6 protein-coding genes and 1 riboswitch are annotated in these 8,595 nt (G+C 68.8%); of the genes, 4 read left to right on the forward strand and 2 right to left on the reverse strand.

What is annotated here, in order from left to right:
* Positions 1-1,786: 5-methyltetrahydropteroyltriglutamate--homocysteine S-methyltransferase (gene metE, locus ACWDU1_RS25100; RefSeq protein WP_450002072.1), on the reverse strand; the 1,786-nt coding region annotated here is incomplete at its 3' end.
* A 169-nt stretch (positions 1,787-1,955) separates the two neighbouring features.
* Positions 1,956-2,094, reverse strand: a riboswitch (cobalamin riboswitch).
* A 348-nt stretch (positions 2,095-2,442) separates the two neighbouring features.
* Between metE and ACWDU1_RS25105 the strand changes: the two genes are divergently transcribed.
* The 3 genes from ACWDU1_RS25105 to coaD are packed head-to-tail and all read left to right on the forward strand — an operon-like array spanning position 2,443 to position 6,919.
* The gene (locus tag ACWDU1_RS25105; RefSeq protein ID WP_450002074.1) at positions 2,443-5,841 is read left to right on the forward strand and encodes a pyruvate carboxylase; all 3,399 of its coding nucleotides are present in this window, start codon (positions 2,443-2,445) and stop codon (positions 5,839-5,841) included.
* Positions 5,838-6,431 carry a 16S rRNA (guanine(966)-N(2))-methyltransferase RsmD gene (rsmD, locus tag ACWDU1_RS25110; protein WP_450002076.1) on the forward strand — a complete coding sequence of 198 codons (594 nt, stop codon included), beginning with the start codon at positions 5,838-5,840 and terminating at the stop codon, positions 6,429-6,431. The genes ACWDU1_RS25105 and rsmD overlap by 4 nt, the downstream gene beginning before the upstream one ends.
* 2 nt (positions 6,432-6,433) lie before the next feature.
* The gene (gene coaD, locus ACWDU1_RS25115) at positions 6,434-6,919 is read left to right on the forward strand and encodes a pantetheine-phosphate adenylyltransferase (RefSeq protein ID WP_450002078.1); all 486 of its coding nucleotides are present in this window, start codon (positions 6,434-6,436) and stop codon (positions 6,917-6,919) included.
* Here coaD and ACWDU1_RS25120 read toward each other — a convergent pair.
* The gene (locus tag ACWDU1_RS25120; RefSeq protein ID WP_450002080.1) at positions 6,887-7,468 is read right to left on the reverse strand and encodes a GtrA family protein; all 582 of its coding nucleotides are present in this window, start codon (positions 7,466-7,468) and stop codon (positions 6,887-6,889) included. The two genes, coaD and ACWDU1_RS25120, sit on opposite strands and share 33 nt — an antisense overlap.
* A gap of 223 nt (positions 7,469-7,691) precedes the next feature.
* On the opposite strand from ACWDU1_RS25120, the gene ACWDU1_RS25125 reads away from it, so the two are divergent.
* Positions 7,692-8,441 carry a DivIVA domain-containing protein gene (locus ACWDU1_RS25125; RefSeq protein ID WP_450002082.1) on the forward strand — a complete coding sequence of 250 codons (750 nt, stop codon included), beginning with the start codon at positions 7,692-7,694 and terminating at the stop codon, positions 8,439-8,441.
* The last annotated feature ends 154 nt before the right edge of the window (positions 8,442-8,595 follow it).

The raw sequence follows: 8,595 nt of genomic DNA on the forward strand, positions 1-8,595 counted from the left end.
CGGCGTTCTGCAGGTCCACGGTCTCGTCCCGGATCGCCAGGGCGACCTGTTTCGCCGAATCTCCCAGCGGCTGGTCGTCGCGGACGAACGACCAGGCCAGGATGGTCACCGGGCCGGTCAGCATGCCTTTCACCGGCTTATCGGTGAGCGATTGCGCGAAGGTGATCCAGTCGACGGTCATCGGCGCGGGCCGGGTGACATCGCCGAACAGGATCGGCGGGCGCACGCAGCGGGTGCCGTAGGACTGCACCCAGCCCAGTTCGGTGGCGGCGAAACCGTCGAGCTGTTCGGCGAAGTACTGGACCATATCGTTGCGTTCGGGTTCGCCGTGCACCAGGACGTCGATATCGAGCTTCTCCTGCAGGGCGATCACCTCGGTGATCTCCGCCTGCATCCGCCGGTCGTATTCGGCCCGGTCGATCTCGCCCTTGCGCAGGGCGGCGCGAGCCAGCCGAATGGCCGAAGTCTGCGGGTAGGAGCCGATCGTGGTGGTCGGCAGCGGGGGCAATTGCAGGCGATTCTGCTGCAGCGTCCGGCGTTCCTCGGCCGGGGCACGCCGGATGGCATCCGGGCCCAGCGCGGCCAGCCGCGCCCGTACCTGGCCGTTGCTGATCCGCGGATCGGCACGGCGGCTCGCGGCGGCGGCCCGAGCCTGCTCGAGCTCCGGGGCGACGGCCTCGGTGCCCGAGTTCAGGCCCGTGGCCAGGACCCGCACCTCGGCGACCTTCTCGGCGCCGAACGCCAGCCAGGACCGCAGGGCGTCGTCGAGTTGCGTCTCCACCGCCAGCGAGTACGGCACGTGCAGCAGCGAGCAGGACGTGGAGACCGCCAGCGATTTCGCCGAACCCAGCAGGCCGGCCAGCGTCGACAGCGCTTTGTCCAGATCGGTGCGCCAGACGTTGCGACCGTCCACGACCCCCGCGACCAGCAGTTTCCCGGCCAGCGCCGGAACCGCGGCAACTTCGGACACGTCGGTGCCGGCGACCAGGTCGACCGCGATGCCCTCGACGTCGGTAGCGGCCAGCGCGGCCAGCGCCGGGCCGGGGTGCCCGAAGTAGGTGGCGACCAGGATCGCGGGCCGGTCGGCCGGCGCGGTCAGCTCGGTGTAGACGCGGCGGACGATCTCCAGTTCGTCATCGGTGAGATCGGTGACCAGCGACGGTTCGTCGAGCTGGACCCAGCCCGCGCCGGCTTCGGCCAGCAGCCGCAGGAGCTCCTGGTACAGCGGGACGAGTTCGTCCACCCGGTCCAGCCCGGCGCCGCCGGAGGTCTTGGCGAGCTTCAGGAACGTGACCGGGCCGATGACGACGGGACGCGCCGCGACACCGAGTTCGATCGCTTCACGCAGCTGGGCGAGGACTTCGTCCGGGTTCAGAGTGAAGGTGGTGCCGGGGCCGATCTCGGGGACCAGGTAGTGGTAGTTGGTGTCGAACCATTTGGTCATCTCCAGCGGTTCGACCGAATCGTTGCCGCGGGCCGCGGCGAAATAGCGGTCCAGCGGGTCGGCGATACCGGCGACCCGCGGTGGCAGTGCCCCGAGCAGCACCGCCGCGTCGAGCATCTGGTCGTAGTAGGAGAAGGTGCCGACCGGGACGGAGTCCAGGCCGGCGGCCTGCAGTTCGGCGTACTGATCGCGGCGCAGCGTACGGCCGGTCTCGTGCAGCTCATCGGCGCCGATACGCCCGGCCCAATACGACTCGGTGGCGCGTTTGAGTTCCCGGCGGGGCCCCACCCGGGGAAGGCCGAGAACCGTCGCGGTGAACGGGCTGTGCGGGATAACAGTCACGGTGTTCTCCAGTGCTGAAGTGTCGGCGGCCTTCGCCTTTTCGCGGACGCACGGCACCGATGAGACCCCGGCCGGACCGGCGGAACCGGTTCGGAACAGTCAGCACAGGTGGCGGCGCCCAATCCACGAGGCGGTGGCCACCGGGTACGGCGTACCCGGTACAACCGGCAGGTCTTCGGACTCGCGGGCACCGGCCTGTTCGGCCGACCTACTGGCCGTCGCTTCCCGGGCATCGCGCCCAGTGCTCATGACGGCGGTCGTTCCTGCTCACCGCTGCGGGACAGTTCCGGATTCCCACCGGATTCCCTCTCACCCGCGTGGTGCGGGCTTCGGCGCCGGGGCGGACGTTCGGGGCTCCTGTTCGTCCGGCCGGCGGACCAGCTGCGGGTACCACGATAACGTGCGGCCGCCGGCCGGCCCAGTGCGGCCGGGAGGTGCCGGCCGGGCGCGATTCGCATACCTTCGCAAGATCGGCCGGGCCCGACCGATGCGTGGAATTCGTGAATCCGGACGATACGCACAGGCCGCGGTGGCGGATGGTGAGTTGTGACGGTGCGATGAACAAGACTTCGCATCGTTGCCATAGGGGAATGTGAAGATCCTGCCAAATGGGCTTCGCTGTCGATGGCGGGCGAAGAGCCGGGTACGTTTGTCCAATGTTCTCGAAAGTCTTGGTTGCCAACCGCGGCGAAATCGCCATCCGAGCCTTCCGCGCGGCGTACGAGCTCGGTATCGGGACGGTTGCCGTCTTCCCGCACGAAGACCGCAATTCGGTCCATCGCCTGAAGGCCGACGAGGCATACGAGATCGGCGAACAGGGGCATCCGGTTCGCGCGTACCTCTCGGTGGAGGCCATCATCGAGGCCGCGAAGACCGCGGGCGCGGACGCGATCTACCCGGGGTACGGATTCCTGTCGGAGAATCCGGATCTGGCCGCCGCCTGCGCACGCGAGGGGATCACCTTCATCGGCCCCTCGTCGGAGGTCCTCGAACTGGCAGGTAACAAGGCGCGCGCGATCGCGGCGGCCCGCGAGGCCGGGCTGCCGGTGCTGGATTCGAGCGCGCCGTCCGCGGATGTCGAGGAATTGCTGGCGGCATCGGAGTCGATGGAGTTCCCGGTATTCGTGAAGGCGGTCGCCGGTGGCGGCGGCCGCGGTATGCGCCGGGTCGCGGAGCCGTCGGGGTTGCGGGAGGCGATCGAGGCGGCCTCGCGGGAGGCGGAGTCGGCGTTCGGCGATCCCACCGTGTTCCTGGAACAGGCGGTGGTGAATCCGCGCCATATCGAGGTGCAGATCCTGGCCGACACCCAGGGCGAGGTCATGCATCTGTTCGAGCGCGACTGTTCGCTGCAGCGACGGCACCAGAAGGTGATCGAGCTGGCGCCCGCGCCGAATCTCGACCCCGAACTGCGGGACCGGATCTGCGCCGACGCGGTCGCGTTCGCCCGGCAGATCGGGTACAGCTGCGCGGGGACAGTGGAGTTCCTGCTGGACGAACGCGGTAATCACGTCTTCATCGAAATGAATCCGCGGATCCAGGTGGAACATACGGTGACCGAGGAGATCACCGATGTGGACCTGGTGCAGTCGCAGTTGCGGATCGCGGCCGGGGAGAGCCTGGCGGATCTGGGATTGAGCCAGGACAAGGTGGCGATTCGAGGTGCGGCGATGCAGTGCCGGATCACCACCGAGGACCCGGCCAACGGGTTCCGCCCCGATACCGGCCGGATCACCGCCTACCGCACCCCCGGCGGCGCCGGGATCCGGCTCGACGGCGGTGCGAATCTGGGTGCCGAGATCGGCGCCTACTTCGATTCCATGCTGGTGAAGCTCACCTGCCGAGGCCGGGATTTCCCGACCGCAGTGGCCCGGGCCAGGCGCGCGCTGATGGAATTCCGGATCCGCGGCGTCACCACCAATATCCCGTTCCTGCTGGCGGTGCTCGACGACGACGATTTCACCGCCGGCCGGATCACCACCTCCTTCATCGACGAACGGCCGGAACTGCTCGCCACCCGCGAACCCGCCGACCGTGGCACCAAGATCCTGAACTACCTGGCCGATGTGACGGTGAACAAACCGCACGGCGCGCGGCCGACAGCGGTCTATCCGCACGACAAGTTGCCGGCGATCGATCTGTCGGTGCCGCCGCCCGACGGGTCGCGGCAGAAACTGCTGACGCTGGGCCCGGAGGGCTTCGCGCGCGCGTTGCGCGAGCAGAAGGCGGTCGGGGTCACCGATACGACCTTCCGCGACGCCCATCAGTCGCTGCTGGCGACGCGGGTGCGAACCAACGGCCTTCTCGATGTGGCCGGGCATGTGGCCCGGCTGACCCCGGAACTGCTGTCGATCGAATGCTGGGGCGGGGCGACCTACGATGTGGCGCTGCGGTTCCTGTACGAGGATCCGTGGGAGCGGCTGGCCGCGTTGCGCGAGGCGGTGCCGAATATCTGCCTGCAGATGCTGCTGCGGGGTCGCAACACCGTCGGTTACACGCCGTACCCGGAGCGGGTCACCCGGGCGTTCGTGGCGGAAGCGACCGAGACCGGGATCGATATCTTCCGGATCTTCGACGCACTCAACAACGTGGACCAGATGCGACCGGCGATCGACGCGGTACGCGAGACCGGTACCGCGATCGCCGAAGTGGCGCTCAGCTACACCGGTGATCTCACGAACCCGGACGAGAAGCTCTACACCCTCGACTACTACCTGAAGCTCGCCGAGCAGATCGTGGACGCGGGCGCGCATGTGCTGGCGATCAAGGATATGGCCGGACTGCTGCGGGCTCCGGCCGCGGCGAAACTGGTCACCGCACTGCGCAGCAATTTCGACCTGCCGGTCCATGTGCACACCCACGACACCCCGGGCGGCCAGCTCGCCACCTATCTCGCGGCCTGGCAGGCCGGGGCGGACGCGGTGGACGGCGCGGCGGCGGCGATGGCCGGGACCACCAGCCAGCCCGCCCTCTCCGCGATCGTGGCGGCGGCCGCGCACAGCGAATTCGATACCGGGCTGAACCTGGCGAATGTCTGCGACCTCGAGCCGTATTGGGAGGCGCTGCGCAAGGTGTACGCGCCATTCGAGTCGGGGCTGCCCGCGCCCACCGGACGCGTCTACACCCACGAGATCCCCGGCGGTCAGCTGTCGAACCTGCGGCAGCAGGCCATCGCCCTGGGACTGGGGGACCGGTTCGAAGAGGTGGAGGCGAAATACGCGGCCGCGGACCGGCTGCTCGGCCGGCTCATCAAGGTCACCCCGTCGTCGAAGGTCGTCGGGGACCTGGCGTTGTCGCTGGTGGGTTCCGGGATCGAGATCGAGGATTTCGCCGCCGACCCGGGTCGCTACGACATCCCGGATTCGGTGATCGGTTTCCTGCGCGGTGAACTCGGCACCCCCGCGGGTGGCTGGCCGGAACCGTTCCGGGAGAAGGCCCTCGCCGGGCGCAGCGCCGCGAAACCGGAAACCCCGCTGACCGAGGCGGACGAAACCGGCCTGGCCGGCACCTCCGAACAGCGGCGCGCCACCCTGAACCGGCTGCTGTTCCCCGCGCCCACCGCGGAATTCCTGGCCCACCGGGAGAAGTACGGCGATACCACCGGGCTGTCGGCGAACCAGTTCTTCTACGGGTTGCGCCACGGTGAGGAACATCGCGTCCAGCTGGAGAAGGGCGTCATCCTGCTCATCGGGCTCGAGGCGATCTCCGAACCCGACGAACGCGGTATGCGCACCGTCATGTGCATTCTCAACGGCCAGCTGCGGCCGGTATCGGTACGCGATCGGTCCATCGCCAGCGAGATCCCGGCAGCCGAGAAGGCCGACCGTGCCAACCCGCATCACATCGCCGCGCCCTTCGCCGGTGTCGTCACCCTCACGGTCGCCGAGGGCGATACCGTCACCCACGGCGACACCATCGGCACCATCGAAGCCATGAAGATGGAAGCCGCCATCACCGCACCTCGCGGCGGTGTCATCGGACGGGTCGCCATCACCCAGGTGCAGCAGGTGGAAGGCGGTGACCTGCTGGTCGAGCTGACCGAGCGCGAATCCGAATGACCCGGATCGTCGCCGGCCGGGCGGGTGGGCGGCGCCTGCGGGTGCCGCCCGCCGGGACCCGGCCGACCTCGGACCGGGTGCGGGAGGCGCTGTTCTCCTCGATCGAATCCCGGATGGACCTCGACGGCGCCCGGGTGCTCGACCTCTACGCCGGATCGGGTGCCCTCGGGCTCGAGGCGTTATCGCGCGGAGCCGAAGCCGCGCTGCTGGTCGAATCCGACCGGCGCGCGGCCGCGGTACTGCGCGCCAACATCGCCGACCTCGGGCTCCCCGGTGCGCAGGTGCGCGCCGGCCCGGTCACGCAGGTGCTGGCACACGGCGGCGCGGGCGCGTTCGACCTCGTCTTCGCCGATCCGCCCTACGATCTGCCCACCGACGCCGTGCGAGCCGATCTGGTGGCGCTCGCGGCGCACGGCTGGCTCGCCGCGGACGCGCTGCTGCTGATCGAGCGGTCCGCCCGTTCGGCCGAGATCGCGTGGCCCGCGGGATTCGAGGCGGGCCGTGCCCGCCGGTACGGGGAGACGCGGATCGAGTCCGCCGTGTACCCGGGCGGGGAACCGGCCGGATCCGGCGAACCTGCTAGCGTCTGATCATGGCAAAAGCTATGTGCCCCGGTTCGTTCGATCCGGTGACCAACGGCCATCTCGACGTGTTCCGGCGGGTCGCCGAACAGTTCGACGAAGTCGTGATCACCGTGAATGTCAACAAGAAGAAACAGGGCATGTTCTCGATCGACGAACGGATCGAGTTGCTGCGCGACGCCACCGCGGATCTGCCGAACATACGGGTCGCGTCCTGGGACGGGCTGACGGTCGATTTCGCCCGGGAACAGGGCATCACGGCCATCGTCAAGGGGCTGCGCGACGCCGGGGATTTCGGCTACGAACTCCAGATGGCACAGATGAACAAGAAGCTCTCCGGAGTCGACACCTTCTTCATCGCCACCAACCCGGCCTTCAGTTATCTGTCCAGCTCCCTGGTCAAGGAAGTGGCCGCGTTCGGCGGCGATGTCAGCGATATGCTGCCGCCGCTGGTGCACAAACGGCTACTCGACCGGCTCGCCGAGCGCGCGGGCTGATCCCACCCGCTCCCGCTGCGCGGTGACCTCCCGCACCCGGCGCAGCGGGCGGAACACCAGGCCGCGCAGCGCCAGGAAACGCAGGCCGCCGACCGCCGCGCTGATCGCCAGCACCGCCGCCGCCTGGGCCGGTTCGGCCAGATCCGGCTCCAGCACCTCCAGCGTGGCCAGCGCCGCCGTACTGATACCGAGGCCGAGCAGCGCCAGGCCGCCGCCCTCCCACTGCGCGGTGAACCAGCCGACCCGCTCGGCCGCGTGGAAGGTGAGCCGGCGATGCAGTTCATTGGCCAGAATGGTGCTGACCACCGACCCCGCGATATTGGCCAGCAGCGTTCCGGCCCCCGTGAGGCTCAGGAACAGCAGGACATAGGAGATATTGCTCAGCCCGCCCACCAGCGCGAACCGGATCAACTGCGGGAAGGCGCGGTCGCCGCGCAGGTATCGCAGCAACCGCTGCCGCCAGGCGCCGCGCACGAACTGCTCCGGCCATTCGAGATCCAGATCCGCGGTATCCAGTGCCCGGGAGGAGGGCAACTGCAGGATGGTCATGGGCGGTTCCGATCGGGCAAGGGATATCCGTCCCGCCGTGGTGCGACGGGCCGTTCTATGAATCTAACACCAAGCGGAGTAGCGGTCTCCAGTTGATTGTCCGGAATCGCCGAAATCACGCCGAACCGGCGACACACCGAAAGTAGGTTCGGCACAGCCACCGGGCCGGGGCACACTGGGAACGGCGTGATATTCGCCGATCGTCAGCAGGAGGACAGTGAGCATGTACCGGGTATTCGAGGCGCTCGACGAACTGGTCGCCATCGTCGAGGAAGCACGCGGGATCCCCGCGACGCGCAACTGCATCGTCCCGCGTCCGGACACCCTCGACCTGCTCGACGATGTACGCGACGCGTTGCCGGCCGAGATCGACGACGCACAGGATGTGCTCGACCACCGCGACAAGATCGTCGACGACGCCCGCGGACTGGCCGAGGAAACCGTCCGAACCGCCGACGAACAGGCCACCAACACCGTCGCCGACGCCCGCGCCGAAGCCGACCGCATCCTGGCCGAAGCCAAAGCCCACGCCGACCGCATGGTGTCGGAAGCCACCGCCCACGCAGACCGGCTGGTCGACACCGCCACCGCCGAGGCCGAACGGCTGGTCGCCGACGCCAAAGCCGAACACGAAGCCGTCACCGGCCGGGCCCGCGTCGAAGCCGACCGGATGGTCGAAGCCGGAAAAGCCGCCTTCGACCGCTCGGTCGCCGACGGCCAGGCCGAACAGCGGCGCCTGGTGGAAGACACCGAAGTGGTCCGCGCCGCACACGCCGAATCGGCCCGGCTCATCGACACCGCCCACGCCGACGCCGACCGGATGCGCGCCGACTGCGACCACTACGTCGACAGCAAACTCGCCGAATTCGAAGACACCCTCGGCGGCGCCCTGCGGACAGTCGGACGGGGCCGGCAGCAACTGCGCAACGGATCGGGGGTTCCGGACTACGCCTCGGAGTTCCGGGGTAGGTGAGGGGGATAGGTCTAGCAAGACCTCCGCGAACGCGACCCCGCACTACGCACCGCACGTCCCGGGCACCCGAGTCACCACTGGTTTCGATTCCAACCAGGCTCGTCCACAGAATGGGCCACTCCCTCGGCGCCGAGTTCAGCGAGGCCCTCAAAGG

The organism is Nocardia sp. NPDC003345 (genome assembly GCF_053589395.1).

Bases quoted from the DNA above. Each gene is read 5' to 3' on its own strand.
- ACWDU1_RS25105 (WP_450002074.1), top strand. From the start codon at position 2,443: ATGTTCTCGAAAGTCTTGGTTGCCAACCGCGGCGAAATCGCCATCCGA.
- rsmD (WP_450002076.1), top strand. From the start codon at position 5,838: ATGACCCGGATCGTCGCCGGCCGGGCGGGTGGGCGGCGCCTGCGGGTG.
- coaD (WP_450002078.1), top strand. From the start codon at position 6,434: ATGGCAAAAGCTATGTGCCCCGGTTCGTTCGATCCGGTGACCAACGGC.
- ACWDU1_RS25120 (WP_450002080.1), bottom strand. From the start codon at position 7,468: ATGACCATCCTGCAGTTGCCCTCCTCCCGGGCACTGGATACCGCGGAT.
- ACWDU1_RS25125 (WP_450002082.1), top strand. From the start codon at position 7,692: ATGTACCGGGTATTCGAGGCGCTCGACGAACTGGTCGCCATCGTCGAG.